Raw genomic sequence first — 26,469 nt, forward strand, 5'->3', positions numbered from 1 at the left:
AGTTGGGGCATGGGCCGCCCTTTCGTGAACTACTTCCTTAGAAAATGTGAACCTAAGAACTACATTCTTAAGTATTCAATGTAATACGAAAGAACTCTATGAATCGCGTTTTCCAGGTGGTCTGGAACCCGAAGCAAGGGCTGTGGGCAGTGGCCTCCGAACTGGCCAGGGGGCTGGGCAAATCGACCACCCAGGCGCCGGCGGTGGCCCTGGCGCTGCTGAGCCTGGCCGGCACCGCGGCCGCCGATTGCGCCGGCCCCAGCGGCGGCACCATCGCCTGCACCGCCGGCACCCCCCAGACCTTCGTGGTCATCGGCGGCTACGACGCCACGCCCGGCGGCACGGTGGACGTGCAGCCCGGCGCCGTGATCAGCACCACCAACCTGCCCGCCATCAGCATGGGCGACAACGGGACCATCCTGGTGCAACGCGGCGCGACGGTCGAGAACAACGCCGCGCCCGGCGCCACCGGCCACTACGGCACGGGGGCCAACACCATCGAGTTCCGCGCGGGCACCACGCTCACGATCGAGGAGGGCGCCAGGGTGCTCTCCAACGGCACGGCGTATGACGCGGAAGCCATCAACGCACACGGCAGCGGCAACCTCATCGTCAATCACGGCGAGGTGCGCTCGCAGGCGGGCGGCGCCGCCATCTGGCTGGAGCCCTCGAGCGGTTCGAACACAGTGGTCAACGGCGCCACTGGCGTCATCGAGTACAGGGGGACAGCGGGCGACAACATCCTCGCCGTGTCGGGCACGATGGCCGTGGATTTCACGAACCAGGGCCGGCTGATCGGCGCGCTGAACTTCGCCAACGGCGACGACGCGCTGCATGTCCACACCGGCTCCTCGATCACCGGCGGTATCGACGGCGGTGGCGGCAACAACCTGCTGACGCTCGATGGCACGGGCACCGACACCTTCGCGCATGCCCTGTCGAACTTCCAGACCCTGGTGAAGCGCGATGCGGGCACCTGGACCTTCCGCAACGCGCTGCCGGGTTCGGGCATCACCAGCACCCGCGTGGCCGCGGGCACGCTGATCCTGGGCGCCGACGCCAGCAGCTACACCGGCAGCATGACGGTCGATGCAGGCGGCACGTTGCAGACACCGGCCGAATTCGCGCCGCCTTCGATCGCCGTCAATGGCCTGGTGCGCTTCGCCCAGCCCACCGACGCCGCCTACGCAGGCCTCCTGTCCGGCAGCGGCGGCATCGAGAAGACGGGCGCGGGACGCCTGGTCCTCTCCGGCACCAATGCGTATTCGGGCGCGACCACGGTCACGGCCGGGACGCTGACGGCCGGCGCTGCCGGCACCTTCAGCGCCGCCTCCGCGCACACGGTGGCGGCGGGCGCCACGCTCGACACCGGCGGCCTCGACCAGCGCGTGGCCGCGCTGCACAACGCCGGCACGGTCAACCTGCTGAACGCCAGCGCCGGCAGCACGCTCACCGTCACCGGCGCCTACGTGGGGCAGGGGGGTACCCTGAACCTCGGCACGGTGCTCGGCGGCAGCAACAGCCTGAGCGATCGCCTGGTGCTCAGCGGCCCCGGCGCCAGCGCCAGCGGCCGGACCACGGTGCGCATCAACAACCTCGGCGGCCTCGGCGCCCTAACGACGGGCAACGGCATCGAGGTGGTGAGCGCGCGCAATGGCGCCACAACCACCGCCCAGACGACGCGAGACGCCTTCACGCTCGCCAACGGCCATGTGGACGCGGGTGCCTACGAATACCGCCTCCACGCCGCCGATGCGCAGGGCGCGGGCGAGAACTGGTATCTGCGCTCCACGACGACCGTGCAAACGCCGGGCACTCCCGTCACTCCGGTCACGCCTGTCGAGCCCGCCAATCCCGCGGACCCCGCCAATCCCGCGGACCCTGCCGGTCCCGCGGACCCTGCCGATCATGGGAACCCGTCCGACCCCCTCGTCACCGTCAAGCTGCCGTTGCTGCCGGCCGAGGTGCCGACCTACCGCGCAGAAGTGCCGCTGTTCGCCGCGCTTCCGGCGCAACTGCGCCAGGCCGACCTTGCCATGCTCGGCAACCTGCATCGCCGCATCGGCGACGAGGATGCGGCCCCGGCCGGCAGCGTCCCGGCGCCGCGCCGGGCGTGGGCACGCGCGGTCTACGACGACCTGAACATCCGCCAGGACGGGATCGCCGCGGCGCACAGCCGCGGCCATGTGAGCGGGCTGCAGGCCGGCACCGACCTGCTGGCCGGCGGCCACTGGCGTGGCGGCGTCTATGCCGGGTTCCTGGACGGCGGCGCCGACGTGAGCGGCAATGCGCGCGGCACCTTCGGCCGGGTCGGCTCCAACGACCTGCGCTCGCGCTACCTCGGCGCCTACGCCACCTGGATGGACGGCAGCGGCCTCTACGCCGACGCCGTGGTCCAGGCCGGCAGCCATCGCTACAGCGTGCGGCCCGACGGCAACGCCAGCACCGCCGGCAAGGGCGACAGCTTCACCGCCTCGATCGAGACCGGCAAGTCTTTCGCGCTCACCGAGCGCTGGACCGTCGAGCCGCAGGCGCAGCTGATCTACCAGCGCGCGCATTTCGACGCCGTGCCCATCGCAGGCGCCATCGTGCGCCAGGATGCCGATGCCGGCTGGATCGGCCGCCTGGGCGTGCGCATCAAGGGCGACTTCGCTACCGGCGCGGGGCGGCTCCAGCCCTATGCGCGGCTGAACCTGTACCGCGCGAGCGCCGGCGCCGACGCCGCCGAGTTCGTCGGCCCGGCGGGCTCGACCCGATTCGCCAGTGCCAGCGGCTACAGCGCGGCCGAGCTGGCGGGCGGCTTCACGCTGGCACTGACACCGGCGGCCAGTCTGTACGGCGAACTGGGGCGCGTGTTCGCCCTCGGCGGCGATGCCCGCGTCAAGTCCTCGGTGCAGGGTTCCGTCGGGGTGAAGCTGCGCTGGTAGACGTCGCCGGGAGTCCCGGCTTCGGTTCCAATAGGGGCCTTCGCGCCCGCCGGCCGGCGGGCCCCCCCGAAGCCATCGCAGATCTTGAGACCATGGGACCTCTCCGCCATTGCCTTCTCGCCGCCCTGTGGCTCGCCGCCGCCCCGGCCGGTGCCCAGCAGCCGCCGCAGTCCGCCGACCGCTTCCCGGCCGCGGCCGTGAGCTTTCTCGGCAGCGAGCTGCCGGCGATGGAGGCGGCCATCGCGGCGCGGGACCGCGACTACTTCGAGGAGGCGATGGGCCGCATGCTGGACTTCTCCAGCAGCTGGGGCTTCAAGACGCAGGGCAACCCGGCCCTGAGCCGCTACCCGATGTGCACCGAGGCGGTATCGGATTTCCTGGTGGTCGGCATGTGCCGCATCATGACCACCGCCGATGCCTGCGAGCCCGCGCTGGCTTCGCGTTTCGACGCCAACTTGCGGAAGTGCCGCGAGCTCGCCTCGCGGCCCTGAACTTCCCCGGGGGCGCCGGCGCTATGCGCGGGCAGGGCTCGAGGAAGGTTCGGCTTCGGGCCGGTGGGCCGCGGCGTCGTCGATGTCGCGGCCGGTGAAGTCCTTGAGCCACAGCAGGCCCAGCAGCGACACCAGCGTCATGCCGAGCAGATACCAGGCCGGTGCCAGCTTGTTGCCGCTGGCGCCCACCAGCCAGGTGCTGACGAAGGGCGAGAAGCCGCCGAACAGCGCAACGCCCACGCTGTAGACCAGCGACATGCCGCTGGCGCGCACATGCTTGGGGAACATCTCGGGCAGCATGGTGATCGTGGGCACGGTCTGCACCACCAGCGCGGTGCTCAGCAGGCCCACCACGATGAACAGCACGGCCGCCGTGGGCGAGGCGTTGAGCCACCAGAAGGCGGGGTAGATCATCAACGCCATCGCGATGCGGCCCCAGAGGATCAGCGGCTTGCGCCCGACGCGGTCGGAAGCCAGGCCCACCAGCGGCGAGAGCACGAAGGACAACAAGCCCGTGAGCGCCGCGCCGAACAGCGCCACGGTCGGCGGCAGGCCCAGCTCGCGGACGGCGTAGGTCGGCATGTAGAAGGTCACGACATAGGCTGCGGCAGTGCCCCCGAGCACGCTGAGGATGGCGGCCAGCACGGTGCGCCCGTGTTCGCTGCACACTTCGGCGATGCTGCTGCGCCGCTCGGCGGCGGCCGGCGTTCCCGCGGTCTCCAGCGACTCGTCGAGATGGCGGCGGATGTACATGCCCACCGGCGCGATCAGCATCCCGATGAAGAAGGGCACGCGCCAGCCCCACGCTTCCATGCCCTGGGGACCGAGCGCCGCGGTCAGGCCGCCGGCCACCGCCGCGCCGAGCAGGATGCCCAGGCCCTGGCTGGCGAACTGCCAGCTCGCCATGTAGCCGCGATTGGCGGGCGTCGCATGCTCGACCAGCAGGGTGGTGGAGGCGCCGACCTCGCCGCCTGCGGAAAAGCCCTGGATCAGCCGCGCCAGCACGATCAGGATCGGCGCCGCGACGCCGATCTGCGCGTACGTGGGGGCCAAGGCGATCATGGCGCAGCCCAGCGCCATCAGGAAGATGGTGAGGGTCATGGCCTTCTTGCGGCCCGCGCGGTCTGCGTAGGCGCCGATCACGATCCCGCCCAGCGGCCGCATGATGAAGCCGACGCCGAAGCTGCCCACTGTCAGCAGCAGCTGGCCGTAGCTGTCGAAGGTGGGGAAGAAGAGCTTGCCGATCACCAGGGCCAGGAAGCCGTAGATGGTGAAGTCGAAGAACTCGAGCCCGTTGCCGATGGTGGTGGCGACGATGGTCTTGCGACGGGTCATTCGAGTACCTTCGCCTTTGGCGTTCATCGGCGAGTATTGCGGGGTCATCGGGCTCCTCTTGTTTTGATGGTGGCGTCGTCGCCCCGGAATGCGGGGCATTGCCGCGCGCTCATGAAAGGACGACATCCAGAGGATATCGGCAACTCGACATTCATGAAGCCGAACTGCCCTCGGACTGTCGATGCGGCACACTTGGGCCATCCCACGCAACAATCGCTTCCACCCATGTCGCTCGCCCCCATCGAAATCGAAACCGGCCCCAATCCCACGGCCACCGTGCTCCTCATGCATGGCCTGGGCGCCGATGGCAACGACTTCGTGCCCATCGCCAGCGAGCTCGACCTGTCGGCCGTCGGCGCGGTGCGCTTCGTGTTCCCCAACGCGCCGGTGATCCCGGTCACCATCAACGGCGGCTACCGCATGCCGGCCTGGTACGACATCGCCGCGCCCGACCTGGTCAAGCGCGAGGACGAGCCCGGCCTGCGCCGCTCGCAGGCCGCGATCGAGGCGCTGATCGCCAACGAGAAGCAGCGCGGCATTCCAGCCCATCGCATCGTGGTCGCCGGCTTCTCCCAGGGCTGCGCGATGGCACTGCTGGTCGGGCTGCGCCATGCCGAGCGGCTGGCCGGCATCGTCGGGCTCTCGGGCTACCTGCCGCTGGCCGCGACCACCGCCGCCGAACGCCATGCCGCCAACCATGACGTACCGATCTTCCTCGGCCACGGCACGCGCGACGGCGTGGTACAGATCGAGCGCGCCAGGGCATCGCGCGATGCGCTGGCGGCGCTGGGCCATGCGGTCGAATGGCACGAGTACCCGATGGAGCACTCGGTATGCATGGAGGAGATCGCCGACCTCAATCGCTTCTTGCTGCGGGTGCTGGGCACGCCTTGACCTCGGGGTTTGGCGCTATAGCAGAAACGCCGCCGGCGCTTTAAATACCGGTGTCAGCAGGCTGTCCGTGGCCGTGCTACCTTCCGCCCCACAAAGATTCACCGGTTAGAACGACATGAGCAAACTACCGGAGCGCCTGGGAGCGCTCGCACCCGCGCGCCTGAAGGGAGTCCGCCGAGGGATCGAAAAGGAGAGCCTGCGCGCGCAGCCCGACGGCAAGCTGGCGGCGACGCCGCATCCCGCCGCGCTCGGATCGGCGCTGACCCACCCCCACATCACCACCGATTTCAGCGAGTCGCAGCTGGAGCTCATCACCGGGGTGCATGCCGATGTCGAGACCTGCCTGGCCGAGCTCGCGGAGATCCACCAGTTCACCTATCGCGCACTGGCCGAGGCCGGCGACGAACGGCTGTGGGTGTCCAGCATGCCATGCGGCCTGCCGCCGGACGAGACCATTCCGATCGGGCGCTACGGCTCCTCGAACGTGGGCCGCGCCAAGAGCGTCTATCGCATGGGCCTGAGCCACCGCTATGGGCGGCGCATGCAGACCATCTCGGGCATCCACTACAACTGGTCGATGCCGGACGTCTCGAGCGCGGAGTACTTCGCGCTGATCCGCAACTTCCGCCGCCATGCCTTCCTGCTGCTGTACCTGTTCGGTGCCTCGCCGGCCCTGTGCTCGACCTTCGTGGCCGGGCGCGCGCACGAGCTGAAGCCGCTGGGCGAGGGCGCCATGCACATGCCGCACGGCACCTCGCTGCGCATGGGGCGGCTGGGCTACCAGAGCGAGGCCCAGGCCTCGCTGGCCGTGAGCTACAACAGCCTCGACGGCTATGCCGCCTCGCTGCAGGACGCGCTGACCCGGCCCTGGCCGGCCTACGAGGCGATCGGCATTCAGAACCTGGGCGGCGAGTACAACCAGCTCGCCACCAGCCTGCTGCAGATCGAGAACGAGTTCTACGGCACGATCCGGCCCAAGCGGGTGATCTTTCCCGGCGAGCGGCCGCTGCATGCGCTGCGCGAGCGCGGCGTCGAGTACGTCGAGGTGCGGCTGATGGACCTCGATCCCTTCGAGACCCTCGGCATCAATGCCTCCACCATGCGCTTCCTGGATGTCTTCCTGCTGCACTGCCTGCTGGCCGACAGCCCGCCCGACACCCGCGAGGAGATCGCCGAGCTGGCCCATAACCAGCATCTCACGGCCGCGCGCGGGCGCGAGCCCGGGCTGAAGCTGCTGCGCGGCGGGCGCGATGTGGGGCTGACCGAATGGGGCGCCGAACTGCTGGAGGCCTGCGGCCCGATTGCCGCCGCGCTCGACGCGGCCCAGGGCGGCAGCCATCATGCCGAGGCGGTGCGCGCCGCCGAGCAGGCGCTGGCCGACCCGGCCTTGCTGCCTTCGGCGCGCGTGCTGGAGGCGATGGAGCGCTCGCACGGCAATTCCTTCATCGACTTCGTGCGCACCCGTTCGGATGAGACGCGCGCCGCGCTGCTGGCGCTGCCTTTCAGCGCCGAGCAGCAAGCGCGCTTCGAGCGCGCGACGCAGGACTCCGTCGAGGCGCAGAAGCAGATCGAGGCCGCCGACACCATGCCCTTCGAGATCTATCGCGAGCAGTACGTCTCGCCGGCGCGCCTGGGCTTCAAGAAGCACTGGATCGACGCGCCGCAGATGGTCACCCAGCCGGCGGCGCTATGAGGCGGAACAGGTCCTTGGGGTCGCCGTCCGGCGGCGCCAGGGCGATGTCCTGCCCCACCCCGTGCTCCAGCGCGAGCCGATGGACCAGGCGCAGCGCGGAGTAGTCCTCCAGCGCGAAGCCCACGGAGTCGAAGACCGTCACCTCGGCCTCGTCCTGGCGGCCCGGCTCGGCGCCCGCGAGCACCCGCCACAGCTCGACCACCGGAAAGTCGGCCGGCAACTGCTGGATCTCGCCTTCGATGCGCGTCTGCGGCGCGTATTCGACGAACACGCGCGCGGCCTTCAGCACGTCCACGTGCAGCTCGGTCTTGCCGGGGCAGTCGCCCCCGACCGCGTTGATGTGCATGCCCGGCTCGATCATCGCGGGCGTGAGGATGGTCGCGCGCGCCTTGCGCGCCGTCAGCGTGCTCACGATGTGCGCGCCGCGCACCGCCTCGGCGATGCCGGCCGCGCGCTGCACGCGCAGGGCCGGATACGCCGCCAGGTTGTGCACCAGCTTGTCGGTCGCGGCCGGATCGAGGTCGTAGACCCGCAGCTCGTCCACCCCCAGCAGCGCATGAAAGGCCAGGGCCTGGAACTCGGCCTGGGCGCCGTTGCCGATCAGCGCCATGCTGCGCGCACCCGGCCGGGCCACTGCCTGCGCCGCGAGCGCCGACATGGCGGCGGTGCGCAGCGCGGTGGTGAGCGTGAGCTCGGCGAGCAGCAGCGGAAAGCCGGTCTCCACCTCGGCCAGCACGCCGAAGGCCATCACTGTGGGCAGGCCCCGGGCCGTGTTGGCAGGGTGGCCGTTGACGTACTTGAAGGCATAGTGCCGGGCGTCGGACACCGGCATCAGCTCGATCACGCCCAGCGCCGAATGGCTGGCCAGGCGTGCCGACTTGTCGAACTCGGTCCAGCGCAGGAAGTCCTCCCGCAGGGCCTGCGTCAGTATCTCCAGGAGGCGGGGTGCTCCCATCGCCCGGACCAGGGCCGACAAGGCGTGGATGTCGACGAAACGTGTGGTTGCCATGTTCGCAGAAACTTCCGTATTAACCGGGTAGGTCGTTGCCTACCCGCGTTGACCCTGATGACTCACCGAGCGGCGACGGTCGCGAGCCATCATGACACCAAGCAAGGACAGATTCCGACAACCCTTTCGTTTCGCGCAGCCCGCCATGACTTTCAAAACCTACCTGGTTGAAGACAACCCCGTGATCCGGGAAAACCTCGTGGGTTTCCTGGAGGACATCGCGGACGCCACTGTGGTGGCCCATGCGGCGGGCGAGCGCGAGGCGGTGGACTGGCTGGACCGGCATCGCGACGACTGGGACATGGCCATCGTCGACCTGTTCCTCGAGCAGGGCAACGGACTCGGCGTGGTCGATGCCGTTCGCCGCCGGGGGGCTCACCAGAAAGTCGTGGTGCTGAGCAACTACGCCACGCCGGACATGCGGGCCCGTACCAAGGCGCTGGGCGCGGACGCCTTCTTCGACAAGTCGGCCGAGATCGAACTGCTGCTCGACTACTGCGAGAAGCTTAGCCACCGGAACTGAGCGGCGGCGCTGCGCAGGCGTTGAGTTCGGCACGCGCTTGACCTAGAGTGCGCTCGAGCATTTCCAATGAATGAGCCGGGTCGTCCGGTCCATTCCAAGGAGCACGCCATGAGCGCCACCGCCAACAAACAGATCATCCAGCACATCCACGCCGAGCTCGCCGAGGGCAACGGCAGGCCTTTCCTCGACAGCCTGGCGGAGGACTTCCGCTGGGTGATGAAGGGCCGCACCGCCTGGTCGGGCACCTACGAGGGCCGGCAGGCGGTGCAGGATCGGCTGCTCACGCCGCTGTATGCCCAGTTCGAGGGGCGCTACCGCAACACCGCCGAGTCCTTCATCGCCGAGGACGACCAGGTTGTCGTCCAGTGCCGCGGCGAGGTGAGCACCAAGACGGGGCAGCGGTACGACAACGAGTACTGCCTCATCTACCGCCTGGCCGGCGGCAAGGTCGTGGCGCTGACGGAGTATCTGGACACCGCCCTGGTCGATGCCGTGCTGGAGGCGCCCGCGCGTGCCGGCTAGCCCCAGCCTGCGCATCGGCGAGCTCGCCGCGCGCACCGGCCGCAGCGTGCATGCCATCCGCTGGTACGAGGCCCAGGGCCTGGTGCCGGGTGTGGCGCGCGACGAGAGCGGCCGGCGCGTCTACGGCGAGCTCCATGTGGGCTGGCTGGACCTGATGGAGCGCTTGCGCGCCACCGGCATGTCGATCGCGGAAATGCGCGAGTACACGGCGCTGGCGATGCAGGGCAGCCGCAGCCTGCGCGAGCGCCGCGACCTGCTCGCCGCCCACCGCGAGCGGGTGCACGCCACCATCGCCGAGTGGAAGCGCGCGCTGACGCTGGTCGAGACGAAAATCGACTTCTACGATGCCTGGATGCAAACCGGCCACCGGCCGCCGTTGGTCCGGGCCGATGTGCCGCGACCCGCTCGCAAGCCCGCATTGCCCGCACCTTCGTCCGCCCGCAAGGCGGCCAGAGGTGCATGAAACCCAAGGAGCCTCGACCCGTGCCTGCCGCCCCCCACCCACTCGCCGATGGCGTCGCCTTCGTGCGCGGCGCCTATGTCCCGATCGCCGAAGCCGCGATTCCCATCACCGACTGGGGTTTCCTGCGCTCCGATGCCACCTACGACGTGGTCACGGTATGGGACGGCGCCTTCTTCCGGCTCGACGCGCACCTGGAGCGCTTCATGCGCAGCTGCGAGCGCTTCCGGCTCGACCCCGGCCTCACGCCGGCGCAGATTACCGAAGTGCTGTCCGAATGCGTCCGGCGCAGTGGCCTGCGCAATTCCTACGTGGAGATGATCGTCACGCGCGGCCAGCCGCCGTGGGGCTCGCGCGACCCGCGGCAGGCGGTGAACCGCTTCTACGCCTTCGCGGTGCCCTTCGTGTGGATCGCCAACGAGGCGCAGCGTGAGCGCGGCCTGCACCTGAAGGTGAGCACAGTGCAACGCATTCCGGCGGGCTCGGTCGACCCGACCGCCAAGAACTACCACTGGAACGATCTCACGATGGGCCTGCTCGGCGCACTCGACGCCGGCGCCGACACGGTGGTGCTGAGCGACGCCCAAGGCAACGTGGTCGAAGGGCCCGGCTTCAACATCTTCTGCGTGAAAGACGGCGCGCTCGTCACGCCGAAGGAAGGCGTACTCGAGGGCATCTCGCGCCGCACCGTCATCGAGATCGCCCGCGGGCTCGGACTGCCAGTCGAACTGCGCGCCCTGCCGGCGGAGGAGCTGCGCGGCGCCGACGAGGCCTTTCTCACGAGCTCCGGCGGCGGCGTGCTGCCGGTGACACGGGTGGACGACCAGGTGCTCGGCGCGGGCCGGCCGGGGTCGGTCACCCAGCGCCTGCTCGCCGTCTACTGGGACTTGCACCGCGACCCGACCTACAGCCAGCCCATCGACTTTTCCCGAACAGGGGCCGCAGCCAGCTGATGCGGCGGATGAACCCATCGGTCAGGAGCCAGCAGCCCCCGACGGTGAAAGCGACCAGCAGCAGCGGTTCGAGCACCGGGCCCAGCCCCCGGGGCGCGAGCACCACGGCCCCGGCCACGATCAAGGTCTGGTGCAGCATGTACCAGGGGTAGACCGACTCGTTGGCCCAGTGCAGCCAAGGCCAGGGGCGGTCCAGGTAACGGCGGGCGAAGCCCAGGATGGCGGCGATCGCGGTCCACAGGTAGAAGGCACGCAGCCCGCGCAGCAGCCAGGCCTCGGCGCCCACCGCCCGCAACGCCAGGTAGGCGGTCACGAAACCCACCGCCAGCGCGAGCGCCCAGCCGCGCAGTCGTTCCAGTTCCCGCCACAGGCCGGCATCGATGCCCATCCAGTAGCCGTACAGGAAGACCGTGAAATAGAGTGGGTGCAGGTACCCATCATGGATCAGGTCGTGCGTGGCCGGAAAGCGCGGCGCCAGGGTCAGCGCGTAGAGCAGCAGCGGCAGCGCGGGCAGCACCAGGAGGCGCCAGCGCCGCAGTCCGGTGAAGGCGGCGCGCAGCCGCTGCCCGGCGGCCGAACCCAGCAGCGGCTGCAGCAGCGCCACCGCGGCGGTGTAGACGAAGAGGTAGGGCAGGTACCACAGGTGGTTCCAGGTCATGCCGAAATCGGAGCCCGCGAAGGCGCCCTTCGGCCAGGGACCCATCCTCAGGTAGCGCAGCATGAAGTCGCCGAACCCGGGCGCGACCAGGCCGCGGGCCAGCGCCTCGGCATAGGCCTGGTACGGGACCACCACCGTCATGCCGAAGACCAGCGGGAGCAGGAGGCGCAGCGCGCGCTGCCGGATCAGCACCAGCGGCTCCCGGCCGCGGAACAGGAAGCCCAGCGCCACGCCCGAGACCAGGAACACCAGGTCCATGCGCCAGATGTTGACCACCTGCATCGGCGCCTGCAGCCATGCCGCCGCATGCGGGCTCTTGAGGTGCCAGGGCCAGGCGGCGACGTAGTACATGCCCACGTGGTAGAGGATCAGCAGGCCGAAGGCCAGCGCGCGCAGCGCGTCGATGTCGTGGCGGCGGGATTCGGGGGGCATGGCGGCTCCAGGTGTTCGAAGGCAGCCATGCTGGGCGCGGCTCGTGCCTGGTGGGGCTCCAAAGTGACGATCCGCCGGGCTCCTGGGACGAACGGCGGCCCGCAGGGATGAATCCGGGCCGGGATTCAGGAGAATGCCGCCATGCCCGAGACCCCCGGCCAGACCCCGAAGAACCTGTTCGAGCGCTACCAGCCCTACCGCCGGCGTGCCGAAGTCGCCTTCTGGGTGCTGTTGATGGCGTTGCAAGCCGCCTTCAACTGCGTGGTCGCGGTGATTGACGCCGATCGCGCCGGGCGGGCGCCCCCGACCTGGCAGCCGGTGACCTGGGAGCTGTCCAGCCACCTGGTGCTGCTGGCGCTGGTGCCGGCCGTGGTCGCCTTCGAGCGGCGCTTTCCGCTCGGCTTCGCCGGCTTCGCCCGCAACCTGCCCTGGCACTTGGCGGGCAGCGTGGTCTTCAGCCTGCTGCACGTGGCGGGCATGGTGGCGTTGCGCAAGGCCGCCTATGCCTGGGCCGGCGGCCGTTACGACTTCGGCGGGGCCGAGCAGTGGGTGTACGAATACCTGAAGGACGTGCGCGTCTACGCGCTGTTCTTGATCTCGATCCTGAGCTACCGCCTCTTCATGCTGCGGCTGCAGGGCGAGGCGCGCGTGCTCGATCCGCCGGAGGAGCCCGCCGGCACGGCGCCGCCTGCGCCGGAGCAGCCGCCGCAGGCGCGGCCCGAGCGCTTCCTGGTGCGCAAGCTGCGGCGCGAATTCCTGATTGCCGCCAGCGACATCGACTGGCTGCAGGCGCAGGGCAACTACGTCGGCCTGCGGGTGAAGGGCCACGATTACCTGCTGCGCGCCACGCTGACCGACTTCCTGGCCCAGCTCGACCCGGCGCGCTATGCGCGCGTGCACCGCAGCTACGCCGCCAACCTCGATCGGGTGGCCGAGATCGAGCCGCTGGAAGGCGGCGATGCGCGCCTGCTGATGCAGGACGGCACCCGCATCCCCTGCAGCCGGCGCTACCGCGACGCGCTGCGCGCCTGAGCCGCACGGCCGCTCCGAAGGCGAACAGTACCGCAGCCGAAGGCGAAGGTACCCCGGTAAGCCATCCGGGCACCGGCGACAATCGCCGCCTCCACCGATCCCGAGCAAGAAAGAAGTCCCCGATGGCCATCCAGTGGTTCCCCGGCCACATGCACCTGACCCGGAAGGCCATTGCCGAGCGCATCGCCGAGATCGACGTAGTCATCGAGCTGCTCGATGCCCGCCTGCCAGGTTCGAGCGCCAACCCGATGCTGGCCGAGCTGACCGGCCACAAGCCCGGGCTCAAGGTGCTCAACAAGCAGGACCTGGCCGATCCCGAGCGCACCGCGCTGTGGCTGGCCCACTACAACGCACAGCCGGCCACGCGCGCCATCGGCCTCGATGCGAGCCAGGCAACCCCGGCGCGCCGGCTCGTCGACGCCTGCCGCGAGCTGGCGCCGCAGCGCGGCAGCATGGCCAAGCCGATGCGGGTGCTGATCTGCGGCATCCCCAACGTGGGCAAATCGACGCTGATCAACACCCTCGTCGGCACCCGCAAGGCGAAGACCGGCGACGAGGCCGGCGTCACCAAGCTCGAGCAGCGCATCGTGCTGGCTGACGGCTTCTACCTCTGGGACACGCCCGGCATGCTGTGGCCGCGCATCATCGTGGCGCAGAGCGGCTACAACCTCGCCGCCAGCGGCGCGATCGGCCGCAACGCCTTCGACGAGGAGTTGGTGGCGCTGGAGCTGCTGGGCTACCTCAAGCGGAACTACGCCGGGATGCTCGAGGCGCGCTTCAGGCTGGAGGCGGTCGCCGGCCTTGGCGACGAGGAGCTGCTCGATGCCATCGGCCGCCAGCGCGGCGCCCTCCTGGGCAAGGGCCGCGTCAACCTCCAGAAGGCGGCCGAGATTGTGATGAACGAGTTCCGCAGCGGCAGCCTGGGGCGCATCACGCTGGAGACGCCCGAGGAGTTCGTGCAGTGGCTGGCCGCGGGTCAGGTGCTGGATGCGCAGCGGCAGGCGAAGAAGGAGGCGCGGGGGCGCAAGAAGAAGGGGCCGCCGAGCCGCGAGGACGCGCCGCCCGGCGATGCCTAGGCCGGCGTGAACCGCGCTTCCTGCGCGATGTAGGGCACGTGGCGGAAGTCGCGGATTCCGACCACGCGCTCCTCACGCCAGACCAGCTCGACGAAGTAGCCGGGATCCTCGGGACCAGGTGCCGGATACACCCCCAGCACTTCCCGCCCGTCGAGCCAGCCCGGCACCAGGTGCCAGCCCGCGATGCCCGCGTAGTTGGTGAAGTAGAGCGCCACATCGCGCCGCCCGGCCGCCTTGCGACGCGAGACCAGGTCCAGCCGCACATCGTCTGCCAGCATCGCGCGCACGCCGTCCCAGTCGTGGGCATTGAACAGCCGTGCATAGCGAAGCAGCGCCGGTTGAACAGCGCGTGCCGGCACGGGCGGCGCGCTGGTTTCGGAAAACTGGCGCAGCAGCGTGCGCCCGCGGTGCAGCGCTGCCTTGACGGCAGGCAGGCTGAGCTCGAGCTCGCTCGCGATCTCCTCGAGCGAATGGTCCAGCACGTCCTTCAGGATCACGCAGCCGCGCTGGGCCGGCGCAAGCTGCAGGAAGCAGGAGAGCGCCGCATGCACCGCCTGGTGACGCGCCAGCGCCTGGTCGGGCTCGCGCGCGGCGTCGTCGGCAATGTCGAGGGCCGCGTCGAGCGGCTCGGCGATGCGCTGGCTGTCGTGGCGCCAGCGGTCGATCGCCCGGTTGTGGGCAATGCGGAACAGCCAGGGGCGCAGCGGAGGCAGCTCCTTCAGCTCCGACAGCTGGTAGTAGGCGCGGGCCAGGGAGTCCTGCACCACGTCCTCGCCGTCGGCCACGGAGCCGGTCATGCGCGTGCAGTAGCGGTGCAGCTCGGGCCGCACGTCGTCCACCAGCGCGAGGAACTGGCGGCGCGCTTCCTCCAGCGTTCCGAGGATCGCGTCTGCGCCGGGCCTGCCCGGCTCAGCGGTCGAAGACGCCATAGGAACCGATTTCCTCCAGGTCGGTGGTCACCGGCGGCGTTTCGCAGCGCTCCCGGAGCTCGGCGAGGAAGGCCTTGAAGGCAGGCAGCGCGGTCAACGGATTGGCGCCGTCCGCCTCCTCGTTGGAGACCAGGTGGATGAAGCTCTGCCCGTCCGGCAAGCGGAAAGTCGCGTAGCGCAGGCCTGGCGGCCGCGCGCGATGCAGCTCCTCGTACACCGCGCGGACGTAGCGCTCGTTGTCGGCCACGCGCTCGGGCTTGACCTTGTACTGGACGATGCGTTTCATGATGGAAGTCCTTTCGCCGGCACGGGCCGGATGAGTCTAGAAGGAAGCTGCCAGGCTGCAAGCGCGGCCAGCAGCGAGAGCGCGGCACCTACGGCCATCGCCTGCGCGAAGCCCCGGCTGAAGGCCTGCGGCGAGGCCAGGCTGCCACTGCGCGTGAACACCTCGACCATCAGCGCGATGCCGAACACGCCGCCCAGGTAGCGGAAGGTGTTGAACGTGCCCGAGGCCTTGCCGATCTCGGCGGGCGCCACCGCGCCCAGCACCGCGTTCTGCGCGGCCGGCATCGCCATCGAGACGCCGATCCCGGCGACGATGAGCGGCGGCACGAGCCGCAGGTAGGGCAGGTCGGGCGTCGCGATCAGCGCGATCCAGCCGCTGCCGAGTGCCTGCAGCAGCGTGCCTGCCACCACCAGCGGCCGTTCGCCGACCCGGTTCACCAGGTTGCCGGCCAGCGGAGCCACCACGAGCAGCGTGGCGGTCCAGGGCAGCAGCCGCAGCCCCGCGCCGAAGGGGCCGGCACCCTGGGCCTGCAGGAACTGCGGCAGGAAGAACACGGTGCCGTACATCGGCGCGTAGAAGAGGAAGCTGGCCGCGATGCCCGAGGAGAAAGCGCGGGCGCGGAACAGCGCCGGCGGCACCATGGGCGCGGCTGCAAGGCGCTCCCTGACAGCGAAAGCCACGGCCAGCAGCAGGCCGGCTGCGAGGGTGCCGGCCACTTCGGGGCTGGCCCAGCCCGCCTCGTGTGCGCGCGTCAGGCCCCACACCAGGCCGAGGACCGCGCCGGTGGCGAGCAGCGCGCCAGGCAGGTCGAGCGCCGCGGCGGGGCCGTGGCTCTCGGGCACGCGGCGCATCACGAGGACGATCAAGGTCGCGCCGATCGGCAGGTTGATCCAGAAGATCCAGGGCCAGGCCAGCCCCTCTGCCACCGCGCCGCCGGCGAGCGGGCCGGCGATCAGGGCGAGGCCGGTGACGCTGCTGAAGATGCCGAGCGCGCGGGCCCGCTGTTCCTTCGGGAAGGCGGCGCTCAGCAGCGCCATCGCCAGCGGCATGATCAGTGCTGCGCCCACGCCCTGCAGTGCGCGCCCGGCGATCAGCGCCGCGACGCTGCCCGCCGCCGCACAGGCCGCCGAAGCCGCCACGAACAGCGCCAGGCCCGCGACCAGCATGCGCCGGCGCCCGAAGCGATCGCCCAGCGCGGCGCCGGTCAGCAACAGCACGGCGAAGCTCAGGTTGTAGGCGTTGACGGTCCACTCCAGCGCTTCGATCGGGGCCCCGAGGTCGCGGCCGATGGCGGCCAGGGCGGTGGTGACCACCATGGCGTCCAGCGCCACCAGGAAGGAGACGAGCGAGGCGAGGGCGAGGATCCAGCGTCTTCGGCGTGCCTGGTCCGGATTCGAGTCGGGTGGAACTGCAGGGGGTGCCATGAAATCTCCTTGTCGCGGGTGATGCGACAAGGACGATTGGCGGGGTGAAAAGGATGCGGTGCGGCGGCACCCCGGCTTCAGGCCTGCAGGTCTTCATCGCGACATGGCTCCATCCCGGCACTAAAAAGGTAGTAGCGCAGAGTCCTGCCATCCTTTGCTTGCGGCTCAGTCATTCTTCGGGTCAAGATGCGCTCCAAGAACTGTTGGGTGGAGCCGCCATGCACTACGTCCTCGCACGCATCACCGTCAAACCCGAGGTCGCGGAGCTCGCGAAAAGCCTCCTCCTCGACCTCGTGGCCAAGTCGCGGCAGCACCCCGGGTGCATGGCCTACGAGCTTTTCCAGCAGACCGAGGCGCCCCACGTGTTCCAGACCGTGGAGCAATGGAAGGACAAGGCCGACGCCGAGGCGCACATGAAGACGCTGCATGTCGGCGCCGCGCTCGCCGCGGCGAGCCCGCTGCTCGCGGGAGTGCCCGAGATCGTCGCGTACAGCCGGCTCGCCTAGCGCTCACCGGGGTGCCTTCGCCTTCGGCCGCGGTCCGGCTCAAGAAAGGCGGGATTTCCGATTCGTGAACGCAATGGCTCGCCGTGACCGGCAGAATGGGCCGCATGAAAGCTGCCTGGTACTCGCAAAACGGTCCGGCCCACGAGGTCCTGGTGATCGGCGAACTCCCCATGCCTGCTCCGCAGCCCGGGGAAGTGCTCGTCGAGCTCCATACTTCCGGGGTCAACCCGTCGGACGTGAAGTCGCGGGCCGGCCGGCCCGTTGAATCCGGGATCGTCGTTCCGCACAGCGACGGTGCCGGCATCATCGTCGACGTTGGCGCGGGGGTACCGGCGGAGCGCGTCGGCGAGCCCGTCTGGATCTGGAACGGGCAGTGGAAGCGGCCGATGGGGACGGCCGCGGAGTACATCGCCGTGCCGCAGGGGCAGGCCGTGCAGTTGCCGCCAGGTTTTGGATTCGAAGCAGCGGCCTGCCTGGGCATTCCCGCCCTGACGGCGGTGCATGCCGTGCGTTGTGCAGGCGATCTGCAAGGGCGCACTGTGCTGGTGACCGGAGCAGGCAGCGCCGTGGGGCACTATGTGACGCAACTCGCCCGGGCGCGCGGGGCGCGTGTGCTGGGAACGGCGGGTTCTCCCGCCCGGCGTGACCATGCCGTCGCTGCCGGGGCCGCGCACGTGATCGACTACAAGCGGGAGCCCTTGGCCGAGCGCGTCAAGGAACTCACGGCTGGGTCCGGCGCCGATGCCATCGTCGACCTGGACTTCTCGAGCATGGCGCGACTGCTGCCGCAAGGCGTGCTGAAGCCGCACGGGCGCTATGTCGGCTACGGGTCCAATCAGCGCGGCGAGGTGCCCGTCGACATCCGGACGCTCCTGTGGAGCTCGCTGGAGCTGCGCTTCTTCCTGGTTTACGACCTGCTGTCGCAGGAGCGCCAGGACGCAATCGCGGAACTCGGTGCGTTGCTGGAGGCGGGCAGCCTCGCGCATGCCGTCGGCGCGGTATTCCCGTTGTCCGACATCGTGGCCGCGCACCAGGCGGTCGAGGCAGGGGATCGTGTCGGCAACGTCGTCTTGCGCACGCGCGGGTGACGGACCGGCGCGCTCCCGGTGGCCCTCGGGCCCGCGGGCCTGCCAGGTGCGCCAGCGCCGCCGAGCTACCGAGGCATGTCCTGCGCTGCCACGAAATGGTTGCGAAGGCAGCCCAACCCGCTGATCTCGACCTCGACCACGTCTCCGGCCTTCAGCCGGGGCGACTTGCCGTCGGTGCCCATCCAGATCACGTCGCCCGGGTAGAGCGTGAGGTAGCGCGTCATGCGGCTGATGAAGGTGCTAATTCCGAACAGCATGTCGGCGGTCCGGAAATGGGTCCGTGCCTCGCCGTTCAGCCGCACGGTGGTCTCGGCCGCGTCCAGGTCGAACCCGGTCTCGATCCACGGCCCCATCGGCTTGAAGGTGTCGGTGTTCTTGGAGCGCCAGAAGGTGCGGTCCGATGCCTGCCACAATCGCTCGCTCACATCGTTGCCGATGGTGTAGCCCAGCACGCACGAGAGCGCATCGGCTTCGCTCAGGTGCCTGGCCTGCTTGCCGATGACCACGACCAGCTCGCCTTCGTACTCGACCTGCTGCGCGTCCTGCGGGATGACGACAGCCTCGTCATGCGCCACGAGCGCGTTGACCGCACGGTAGCCAATGTCGGCCTGCTTGGGCTCGGCGATCCGTTCGCCCGTCTGCTCGGCGTACTCGCGGATGTGCTTGACGTAGTTGAGCCCGGCCGCATAGAAGGTCCTCGGGATCAGCGGGACTTCGAGCTTCACATCGGCCAGCGCATGCACCGCACCGGTCGGCTCGTAGGCGTCGAAGGGACTTCCGCGGACTGCGCGGATGCAATCGTCGGACTCGAGGATCCCATAGGCGCTGGACCCGCCGGGGACAGAGAAATTGACCCACTTCATCCGTCGCTCCCGGTCTATTCGGCCTTGATGTTGGCGCTGCGGATCAATTGCGCCCAGCGCGCGCGATCCTGCCCCAGCCACTCCCGGTATTCGTCGGGGCCGAGGTGTTTCAGTTCGGCGCCCAGCGACTTGAACCTTGCCTGCATCGCGGGCTTGTTCAAGACCGCGACGATGGCGGCGTCCAGCTTGGCGGCGATAGGGGCGGGCAGGCCCGCAGGCGCGATGAAGCCGATCGGCTGGGCGTAATCCTCGAAGCCCGGGAAGCCGAGCTCGGCGGTGGTGGGCACCTGCGGGTAGTCGGGGTGGCGCTTGGCTGTCGTTGCCGCCAGGATGCGGACCTTGCCGCCGGTGACGAACTCGGACACGCCGACCATGGGGTAGAACATGAAGTCCACGCGACCTGCGATCACCTCGGTCAACGCTGGCGCATTGCCCTTGAACGGGATGTGATTCATCTTGGTGTTGCTGCGCTGCTCCAGCAGCGCAGCCGCCAGGTGCGCGGAGCCGCCCACGCCGGCCGTGCCGTAGGTGACCGCGCCGGGCGCGCTCTGCGCCTTTTTCACCAGGTCGCCGAGCGTCTTGTACGGCGAATCGCCCGCCACGACGATGAGCTGCGGCAGCACCGCGACCATGCTGACGGGCGTGAAATCCTTGACGGGGTCGTACTTGATGCGATCGGGCTGCAGCAGCGGATTGACGTTGTGCGAGATCGTGTTGACGATCAGCGTATAGCCGTCGGGTGCAGCATGCCGCACGTAGTCGGTCGCGATGTTGCCGTTGACGCCCGGCTTGTTCTCGATCACGACCGGTTGGCCGAGCACGGCGCCGATGTCCTGCCCGAGCACGCGTGCCAGCACGTCGGTGGGCCCGCCGGCGCTATAGCCGACCACGACCTTGATCGGCTTGTTCGGATAGTCACCCTGGGCGAGGGCGGGCGTGGAGAGGCTGGCGGTGCCCCACAGGGCGGCGGCGATCAGCACGAGGCGGCGGGTGGTATGTCTCTTCATGGTCTTTCCTTTTCGGTTCAGGGGTTCACGAGCTCGGGTGTTCGTTGGGCGCGGAGCGCGACATGGCGGGCCGCCGGCGGCGCAGCCGCCAAGGCAGGCCACGAAGCATCTGGTTCGGCAGGCCGCAGGAGGTCGGCCGAGAGCTGCGCCGCGGTTGGCGCGCCGCACAGGCGCATCGTCCGCAACAGTTCGTCGTGCAGGATGTCGAGGGCGCGCTGCGCGCCGGCATCGCCGGCAGCCACCGCGCCGAACAGGGTCGCGCGGCCGAGCAGCACGCCTTGCGCACCGATGGCGAGCGCCTTGGCGATGTCGCTGCCGCGGCGGATGCCGCCGTCCACCAGCACCGGCAGGCGTCCGCCCGTGCCCTGAAGCACCTCGGGCAGCGCCAGCAGGCTGGGCACCGCGCCATCGAGCTGCCGGCCGCCGTGGTTGGACACGACGATCGCATCCACGCCCATCGTGGCCAGGCGCCGGGCATCGTCGCCGCGGCTCACGCCCTTGACGATCAGCTTGCGAGGCCAGCGCTCCCGCACCTCTGCCAGCCGCGCCCAGTCGAAGGCCGGGTCGTAGCTGCGCCCGACGGACGAGGCGATGGCGCTCGCGTGGGTGGCAGTGGCTTCGAGGCCGCGCAGGTTCTCCATGACCGGCATGCCGCGCAGCAGCATGTCGAACGCCCAGCGCGGGCGCGAGGCGAAGTCGAGCACGTTGCGCGGCGTGAACCGGAACGGGATGGCGAAGTGGTTGTGGAAATCGCGTTCGCGCTTGCCGCCGACCGGCAGGTCGACGGTGATGACCAAGGCCTCGTACTCGGCCTGGCGGGCGCGTTCGATCAGCTGCCAGAAGAAGTCCCGGTTGCGCAGCACATAGGCCTGGAACCACAGGCGGCCGGGTGCTTTGTCGGCGATGGTTTCGATGGCCGTGGTGGCGCTGCTCGACAAGGTATAGGGCATGCCCATCTTGGCGGCCGCGCGCGCAAGCGCGAGATCGGCACCGCGGCAGCCGAAGCCGGCCGCGCCGGTGGGAGCAATGGCGGCCGGCATGCCGGCGGGAGCGCCCAGCAGGCTGCAGGTGGACGAGGCCGCGGAGACATCGACGAGCACGCGCGGTGCCAGGTTCAATCGGCCAAAGGCTTGGGCGTTGCCGGCGAGGGTTCGCTCGTCCTCGGCGCCGCCATCGTAGAAGTCGAACACCGCGCGCGGCAGCCGGCGCCGCGCGAGCTCGCGCAGATCGGCGATCGAATAGCAGTCGGCCACGCCGCTGGTCATGCGGCTTCGAGCTCCGTGCGGGCCACCTCGCGCGGCGTACCGTCGTCATGGAAGAAGCGCGTTGCCATGACCTGGCAGCGCTTGATGAGGCGCGGCTCGTCGGGCCGGTAGTCGGGAATCGCGTTGTGAATGGTGCCCATGTTGTCCCACATGAGCACGTCGCCGGTCTCCCATCGATGCGCATAGCGGTACTCGGGCCGCGTCTGGTGCGCGAAGAGGAACTCGAGCGCTTCGTCGCTCTCCTTCGGGTCCAGCTCGTTGATGCGCACCGCATACCCAGGGTTGGCATACAGCACGCGGCGGCCGGTGATGGGGTGGCGCAGGAAGAGCGGGTGCGACACGGGCGGGCGGGCCGCGCGTTGGGCGGGGGTGAGTGGCGGGCGGGTGCTGCCGCGCTCCCGGCGCATCATTTCCCAGAACTTGTCGAAGTCGTGCAGCACCGTCATGCCGTCGAGCCGCTGCTTCCATGCATCGGGCAAGCCTTCGTAGGCCGCGTGCATGTTGCAGAACTCGGTGTTCCCCAGGGGTCGACCGTCGCGATGGGGAATCCTGATGCCGTAGAGCACGTTGGTGAACGCGATCATCTTGTTGTAGGACATGTCGGTGTGCCAGTCCTGCCCGGCGTCGGACATGCCGATCGGCTTGCCGTTTTCAACGATGTTGGAGAGCACCATCACCTCGGGCATGCCGGGCTCCTGGTAGGCGCCGGCGACATTGACTTCGAGCCTGCCGAAGCTTGCCGAGAAGTCGCGCAGCTGCGCAGCGCTCAGTTCCTGCTTCGGATAGCTGAGCACGCCGTGGCGACCGAGCGCCTGCAGCAACTGCTCGAAGACCTCGGCCGAGAGCGGGCGCGAAAGGTCGAGGTCTTCGACGCGGGCACCGAGCGTTGCGCCAGTGGGAATGATGCGCATGGTCATGGGTGGAGCTCCTTGTGTGTGGGGGTAGTTCGGTGGCCCGCCGGCTCAGTACGCGGTGTCGAGCAGAGCGCGGATCTCGCGCTCACAGGCGACCGGGCGGGGGTTGTAGTAGAGGCCGCGCTCCCGCATCGTCTTGGCGGCGATGCGGTCGAGGTCTTCCCGCGGCACGCCGATGTCGCGCAGCCGGGTCGCAACGCCAGTGGCGGACTGCAGCTCGTGCAGCGCGCGCGCCAGCGCGCCGGCAGATGCGCCGGCGCCCAGCGCCGCTGCAGCGCGCGCCAGTGGCTCGGCCGCGGCATCGGCATTGAAGGCGACGGCGTGCGGCAGCATCACCGCATTGGCATCGCCATGACCGGCGCCGGTCACCGCGCCGATGGCGTGACAGATCGCGTGATGCAGGCAGGTGCGGGCATTCACCAGCACAAGCCCGGACAGGTGTGCGGCATACAGCAGGGCCGCGCGCGCGCCGGCGTCGCGCGGCGCGCGATGCACGGCCGGCAAGGCCTGCGCGAAACGCGCCATTGCGTCGAGTGCGAGGGTCTCGGCCAACGGCGATCGCTCCTTCGAATAAAGGCCCTCGATACAGTGGGCGAGCCCGTTCATGCCGGTGGCGCACATCAGCGAGGCGGGTATCTCGAGATTGGCACGCGGATCGATCAGCACCAGGCGGGCGGCGAGCTGCGTGTCCGTGAACAGGAGCTTGGCCCCGTCGTCGTCGCGCACGCCGAGCGAGACCGTCACCTCGGCACCCGACGCCGTCTGTGGAATCGCGACGATCGGCAGCTTGGGGGCGGCGAGGCGCGGCACGACCAGTGAAGCCGGTGGCGTGAAGCGCACCGCATGGTCGGCGAGCCGGCCGCCTTCGGCCATCAGCAGCGCGACCGCCTTGGCGGTGTCCGAGCTGCTTCCGCCACCGACGGCTATGAAGCCATCGACTCCGTCGGCGATCGATTGCGCGGCGAGCGCTTCCACCAAGCCCACGCTGGAATGTGCGGGTACCGGCTCGGCCAGCACATGCGGCAAACCGTCCAGCGCGGCGATGACACGGGCGAACTGCTCGGAGCGCTGCATGCGCGCACCGCCCAGCACCAGAGGCCGCCCGATTCCGAGTTCCGCGAGTTCGGCGCGCAGGGCGTCGATGGCGCCTTCGCGAAGGACCAGCCGCGTGGCCGTGCCGCGGTGGGTGAAGGAGGCCGGCAGCATCGGATTCATCCAGCGAAGGCGAAGGCCGCCACCATGCGTTGTTCCGCGATGCGCCAGTCGCAGTCCGTATCGCGGCGGAACACGGTGGTTGTGAGATTGAAGCGCAGCGGGCCGGGGCAGGATGGCACATCGCCGGGCTGCGCCGCGGCGGGATAGCGGTAGGCGGTCATGTAGGCCTCGACCTCTACCAATGCCCCCTGGCAGGCACTCACGTGGGCATTGGTGAGCACATGGCGGGTGTCGACGCCGGTCGGGCGGGCTTCCAGTGCCGCACGCACCGCGGCCTTGCCTTCGAGCCATTGCCCCTGGCGCAGCCAGCGGCAGTCGTCGGTGAACAGCTCGAGCATGCGCTCATAGCGGCGCACGTCGAGCGCATGGAAGAAGACGTGCAGTTGCTGCGTCAGCTCAGCGAGCAACGGTGCGGCTTGTCGTGTGGGAACAGATGTCATGGGGCGGTTGTTGCGCTCGTCGGCGCGCTGGCGTAAGGCAAAGTCTAGGCACCGCCTTGCCCCCTGGCTCACCCTGTTCGAGAATCCAAGGTTTGCGATTTGGAAACCTTGGATTGCATTGCCGACGGCCGCGAGGCTGGACAGCAACTGGAAAATAACCTCCGACGAACGCCCCGTGGATCGCCTTCGCTGCCTTCAAATCTTCACCGAGGTCGCCCGCTGCGGCAGCTTCGCGCGTGCCGCCATGCAGCTCTCGCTCTCGCGGGCGACGGTCACCAAGCACGTGGCCTGGCTCGAGTCGTCCATGGGTGCCCAGTTGCTCAAGCGCAGCTCGAAGCAGGTCGCGCTCACGGAGGCCGGCGCACGCGTGCTCGAAACAGGGCGCGATCTGCTCGAGCGCTACGAGGCGATCGAAGGGGAGGTGCGCGACGTCGTGCATCTGCCGCGCGGGGCGATCCGGGTGGGAACGCCGCCGTCCTTCGGCGCCTACCACCTCATGCGGCTGATCTCGCAGTTCACGCATCGGTATCCGGACATCGAGGTTACCGTGGTGCACGATGACGGGCGCTCCGACCTCGTCACCGAGGCACTCGATCTGTCGATCCGGATCGCGCCCTCGCTCGAAGACGCGAGCTACATCGCCCAGTCGCTCATGAAGTCGCCGCAGGTGGTGGTGGCCTCGCCGGCCTATCTGAAGCGGCATGGCCGGCCCGCGACGGCCGCCGACCTTGCGCGCCACAACTGCCTGGTGCATATCGTCAAGTCGAGCGCCGGCGTCTGGAAGTTCGCCGGCGATCCGCCGCAGGAGGTGCGCGTTCGAGGTACGGTGCGCTCCAACCTGGGCGACGCCATCAAGCAGGCCGCGCTGCTCGGTACCGGCATCTCGCTCCATCCCTACTACATGGTGTCGGAGGAGCTGCGCGCCGGTACGCTGGAGGCGCTGCTGCCTGGGTCGGTCCCCGAGGAACTCGACATCTACGTCGTGTTCTCGACCCGGCGCAATATGCCGACCCGCGTGCGGCATCTGCTGGAATTCCTCAAGGAGTGGTCGCGCCATCCACCCGACTGGGCCTTGCCCGCCGCGGCTGGCGCGACGCGTCCGAGGGCTTCGCGGACGCGGTCGCCGCCCGGTCCGACTTGAGCCCGAGCTGGCATATCAGCGGACTCCACTGCGCCATCCCGGAACGCACGAGCCCTTCGAGCTCCTGCGCGCTGGAACCTGCCAGCTCGATGGATTCAGCCGCCTGCTAGGCCTCGAAGGCGCGCGCCAGCAGCGCCGCGAAGGTTTTCTTCGCATGGGCCAACGCCGCGTCCTGCTGGAGCGCGATGGCGTGCAGCGCCGCGATCCGCTGTGCGAAGGCCTCCTGCAGGTGCGCCGCCGGCACCATCACCCGGAGCGTGCGCAGCCGCTCCTTGGAGATGTTCGGCATCGAGGCGGCGGTTCCGCTCGCCAGCAGCTGCAGCCCCCTTCGCATGGCTGGCGCCCGCAGCAGCGCCCACAGGTAGAGCGGGTGCACGCCCGCGTCCGGACGCAGGCGCAGCCGGAAGATCAGGTCGGGCAGCAGGATCCGGCCCCGGGTCTCCCACACATAGGCCGGCGTGCCCACCAGCTCCAGCGTGTTCTTGCGGCTGATCAGCAGGTCGCCGGTGCGCACCTCGTTGCGCGGGTCCGGCCGCTCGGACTCGGGCAGCGTCTTGTGGTCGGACTCGTCGTAGAGCGCGTTCTTCAGCGCGCTCAGGCGCAGCACGCCCCATTCGCCCTCGGTCTTCGGCCGGTCGTGGCAGCGCGGGCTCTTGCCGCTGTCGATGCCCTCGAGCATCTCGCCCAGCTTCACCAGGGGCCAGGCCTTCGGATTGCTCTGCGGGTCGCCGAACATGTCGTCCAGCAGGGCCGGCACCATCAGCTCGGTGAGCTCGCGGCCCCGGCGCCGCAGGCGCACCATGCTGTCGGCGCAGGCGAGCAGGTCGACCAGGCGGCGCTGTCGGGCCAGTTCAGGCACCGGGATGGCGGCGGCTGCCATGTGGGCGGTCGGCACGCGCTGCTGGCCGGCGGTGCCGGTAAGGCTGCGCTTGGCGGCATTGCGGAAGCGCTGCTGGCGCAGGAAGAAGTAGATCCATTCGGGCAGCACGGGCTCGCGGGCGCGCAGCACGTGGAACTCGGTGGAGCCGAAGCCGCGGCCCCCGGCCAGGTCGCGCGCGATGGCCACCTTGCCGTTCTCCATGCAGGGCGTGATCTTCGCGAAGAGGACGTCGCCCTCGGCAAAGGGGGTATAGCCCTTCCTCACCTCGCCGAAGGGCCGCGCCATGCGCTGGGCGATGGTGGCGCTGACCTCGTCCACCGCGGCCATCGGCACGAAGGCGACCTCGCTGTGCTCCTGCAGGCCGTGGTCCTTCGGCAACCTGGGATTGATGTCACAGACCTCCCCCAGCGTGGCCATGCGGGGGGGCGGGTGTGTCGAATCACGTTGGCCTTCGGGCAGCCCTGCAATGCTCATTGAATAACTTCCCTGATCTTGTACCTGATCTT

At 69.5% G+C, this 26,469-nt stretch carries 26 protein-coding genes; 13 read left to right on the forward strand and 13 right to left on the reverse strand.

The features are described from left to right. Positions 1-98: 98 nt before the first annotated feature. The gene (locus E5P3_RS13310) at positions 99-2,927 is read left to right on the forward strand and encodes an autotransporter outer membrane beta-barrel domain-containing protein (protein ID WP_162586416.1); all 2,829 of its coding nucleotides are present in this window, start codon (positions 99-101) and stop codon (positions 2,925-2,927) included. A 92-nt stretch (positions 2,928-3,019) separates the two neighbouring features. Beyond that, positions 3,020-3,418 carry a hypothetical protein gene (locus E5P3_RS13315; protein WP_162586417.1) on the forward strand — a complete coding sequence of 133 codons (399 nt, stop codon included), beginning with the start codon at positions 3,020-3,022 and terminating at the stop codon, positions 3,416-3,418. Between the two features lie 21 nt (positions 3,419-3,439). Here the strand turns inward: E5P3_RS13315 and E5P3_RS13320 are convergent, their stop codons facing one another. Then, positions 3,440-4,801 (reverse strand): MFS transporter, encoded by a 1,362-nt coding sequence (locus tag E5P3_RS13320; protein ID WP_232073122.1) that lies wholly within the window; start codon positions 4,799-4,801, stop codon positions 3,440-3,442. A gap of 177 nt (positions 4,802-4,978) precedes the next feature. Between E5P3_RS13320 and E5P3_RS13325 the strand changes: the two genes are divergently transcribed. Further along, on the forward strand, positions 4,979-5,647 hold the full coding sequence (locus E5P3_RS13325; protein ID WP_162586418.1) for an alpha/beta hydrolase: 669 nt from the start codon (positions 4,979-4,981) through the stop codon (positions 5,645-5,647). Positions 5,648-5,762: 115 nt separating this feature from the next. Continuing rightward, complete coding sequence (gene gshA, locus E5P3_RS13330) at positions 5,763-7,340, forward strand: glutamate--cysteine ligase (protein WP_162586419.1); 1,578 nt, start codon at positions 5,763-5,765, stop codon at positions 7,338-7,340. Here the strand turns inward: gshA and E5P3_RS13335 are convergent. Further along, on the reverse strand, positions 7,318-8,349 hold the full coding sequence (locus E5P3_RS13335; RefSeq protein ID WP_162586420.1) for an ornithine cyclodeaminase: 1,032 nt from the start codon (positions 8,347-8,349) through the stop codon (positions 7,318-7,320). The genes gshA and E5P3_RS13335 overlap by 23 nt on opposite strands. A 145-nt stretch (positions 8,350-8,494) precedes the next feature. Here E5P3_RS13335 and E5P3_RS13340 point away from each other — a divergent pair, with 145 nt between their 5' ends. From E5P3_RS13340 to E5P3_RS13355, 4 genes are all read left to right on the forward strand, one after another. Continuing rightward, on the forward strand, positions 8,495-8,872 hold the full coding sequence (locus tag E5P3_RS13340) for a response regulator (RefSeq protein WP_162586421.1): 378 nt from the start codon (positions 8,495-8,497) through the stop codon (positions 8,870-8,872). A 108-nt stretch (positions 8,873-8,980) separates the two neighbouring features. Continuing rightward, positions 8,981-9,394 carry a nuclear transport factor 2 family protein gene (locus E5P3_RS13345; RefSeq protein ID WP_162586422.1) on the forward strand — a complete coding sequence of 138 codons (414 nt, stop codon included), beginning with the start codon at positions 8,981-8,983 and terminating at the stop codon, positions 9,392-9,394. Beyond that, entirely contained in the window at positions 9,384-9,857 is a 474-nt protein-coding gene (locus E5P3_RS13350; protein WP_232073123.1) for a MerR family transcriptional regulator, read from the forward strand. The genes E5P3_RS13345 and E5P3_RS13350 overlap by 11 nt, the downstream gene beginning before the upstream one ends. Before the next feature lie 20 nt (positions 9,858-9,877). Further along, a complete protein-coding gene (locus E5P3_RS13355; RefSeq protein WP_232073124.1) occupies positions 9,878-10,807 on the forward strand; it encodes an aminotransferase class IV in 930 nt (309 codons plus the stop codon). Here the strand turns inward: E5P3_RS13355 and E5P3_RS13360 are convergent. Further along, entirely contained in the window at positions 10,710-11,897 is a 1,188-nt protein-coding gene (locus E5P3_RS13360) for an acyltransferase family protein (RefSeq protein ID WP_162586425.1), read from the reverse strand. The two genes, E5P3_RS13355 and E5P3_RS13360, sit on opposite strands and share 98 nt — an antisense overlap. 141 nt (positions 11,898-12,038) lie before the next feature. On the opposite strand from E5P3_RS13360, the gene E5P3_RS13365 reads away from it, so the two are divergent. Together E5P3_RS13365 and ylqF are read left to right on the forward strand one after the other, a co-directional pair. Beyond that, on the forward strand, positions 12,039-12,929 hold the full coding sequence (locus E5P3_RS13365; RefSeq protein WP_162586426.1) for a LytTR family DNA-binding domain-containing protein: 891 nt from the start codon (positions 12,039-12,041) through the stop codon (positions 12,927-12,929). Positions 12,930-13,051: 122 nt separating this feature from the next. Beyond that, positions 13,052-14,005 (forward strand): ribosome biogenesis GTPase YlqF, encoded by a 954-nt coding sequence (ylqF, locus tag E5P3_RS13370; protein ID WP_162586427.1) that lies wholly within the window; start codon positions 13,052-13,054, stop codon positions 14,003-14,005. On the opposite strand, the gene E5P3_RS13375 is transcribed toward ylqF, so the two are convergent. From E5P3_RS13375 to E5P3_RS13385, 3 genes are read right to left on the reverse strand one after another with little or no spacing between them, the layout of a single operon-like run. Then, a complete protein-coding gene (locus E5P3_RS13375; protein ID WP_162586428.1) occupies positions 14,002-14,934 on the reverse strand; it encodes an RNA polymerase sigma factor in 933 nt (310 codons plus the stop codon). The genes ylqF and E5P3_RS13375 overlap by 4 nt on opposite strands. After that, on the reverse strand, positions 14,915-15,220 hold the full coding sequence (locus E5P3_RS13380; RefSeq protein ID WP_162586429.1) for a hypothetical protein: 306 nt from the start codon (positions 15,218-15,220) through the stop codon (positions 14,915-14,917). Before E5P3_RS13380 ends, E5P3_RS13375 begins: the two co-directional genes overlap by 20 nt. Beyond that, positions 15,217-16,644 (reverse strand): MFS transporter, encoded by a 1,428-nt coding sequence (locus E5P3_RS13385; RefSeq protein ID WP_162586430.1) that lies wholly within the window; start codon positions 16,642-16,644, stop codon positions 15,217-15,219. Before E5P3_RS13385 ends, E5P3_RS13380 begins: the two co-directional genes overlap by 4 nt. 218 nt (positions 16,645-16,862) lie before the next feature. Between E5P3_RS13385 and E5P3_RS13390 the strand changes: the two genes are divergently transcribed. Beyond that, entirely contained in the window at positions 16,863-17,150 is a 288-nt protein-coding gene (locus tag E5P3_RS13390) for a putative quinol monooxygenase (protein ID WP_162586431.1), read from the forward strand. A gap of 104 nt (positions 17,151-17,254) precedes the next feature. Further along, positions 17,255-18,238 (forward strand): NADPH:quinone reductase, encoded by a 984-nt coding sequence (locus E5P3_RS13395; protein WP_162586432.1) that lies wholly within the window; start codon positions 17,255-17,257, stop codon positions 18,236-18,238. Between the two features lie 65 nt (positions 18,239-18,303). On the opposite strand, the gene E5P3_RS13400 is transcribed toward E5P3_RS13395, so the two are convergent. The 6 genes from E5P3_RS13400 to E5P3_RS13425 are packed head-to-tail and all read right to left on the reverse strand — an operon-like array spanning position 18,304 to position 23,942. Further along, on the reverse strand, positions 18,304-19,101 hold the full coding sequence (locus E5P3_RS13400) for a fumarylacetoacetate hydrolase family protein (RefSeq protein WP_162586433.1): 798 nt from the start codon (positions 19,099-19,101) through the stop codon (positions 18,304-18,306). Between the two features lie 14 nt (positions 19,102-19,115). Next, entirely contained in the window at positions 19,116-20,108 is a 993-nt protein-coding gene (locus E5P3_RS13405; RefSeq protein ID WP_162586434.1) for a Bug family tripartite tricarboxylate transporter substrate binding protein, read from the reverse strand. A gap of 17 nt (positions 20,109-20,125) precedes the next feature. Further along, entirely contained in the window at positions 20,126-21,373 is a 1,248-nt protein-coding gene (locus E5P3_RS13410) for an alpha-hydroxy acid oxidase (RefSeq protein WP_162586435.1), read from the reverse strand. Further along, entirely contained in the window at positions 21,370-22,290 is a 921-nt protein-coding gene (locus tag E5P3_RS13415; protein WP_232073126.1) for a TauD/TfdA dioxygenase family protein, read from the reverse strand. The genes E5P3_RS13410 and E5P3_RS13415 overlap by 4 nt, the downstream gene beginning before the upstream one ends. 45 nt (positions 22,291-22,335) lie before the next feature. Further along, positions 22,336-23,493 carry an iron-containing alcohol dehydrogenase family protein gene (locus E5P3_RS13420; RefSeq protein WP_162586436.1) on the reverse strand — a complete coding sequence of 386 codons (1,158 nt, stop codon included), beginning with the start codon at positions 23,491-23,493 and terminating at the stop codon, positions 22,336-22,338. A 5-nt stretch (positions 23,494-23,498) separates the two neighbouring features. Continuing rightward, positions 23,499-23,942, reverse strand: coding sequence for a YybH family protein (locus E5P3_RS13425; RefSeq protein WP_162586437.1), 444 nt, complete (start codon positions 23,940-23,942; stop codon positions 23,499-23,501). A 175-nt stretch (positions 23,943-24,117) separates the two neighbouring features. Between E5P3_RS13425 and E5P3_RS13430 the strand changes: the two genes are divergently transcribed. Continuing rightward, the gene (locus E5P3_RS13430) at positions 24,118-25,083 is read left to right on the forward strand and encodes a LysR family transcriptional regulator (protein ID WP_162586438.1); all 966 of its coding nucleotides are present in this window, start codon (positions 24,118-24,120) and stop codon (positions 25,081-25,083) included. Positions 25,084-25,189: 106 nt separating this feature from the next. Here E5P3_RS13430 and E5P3_RS13435 read toward each other — a convergent pair whose 3' ends face one another. Next, complete coding sequence (locus E5P3_RS13435; protein WP_162586439.1) at positions 25,190-26,437, reverse strand: restriction endonuclease subunit S; 1,248 nt, start codon at positions 26,435-26,437, stop codon at positions 25,190-25,192. Between the last annotated feature and the right edge of the window lie 32 nt (positions 26,438-26,469).

This window comes from Variovorax sp. RA8 (assembly GCF_901827175.1).
Lineage (GTDB): Bacteria > Pseudomonadota > Gammaproteobacteria > Burkholderiales > Burkholderiaceae_C > Variovorax.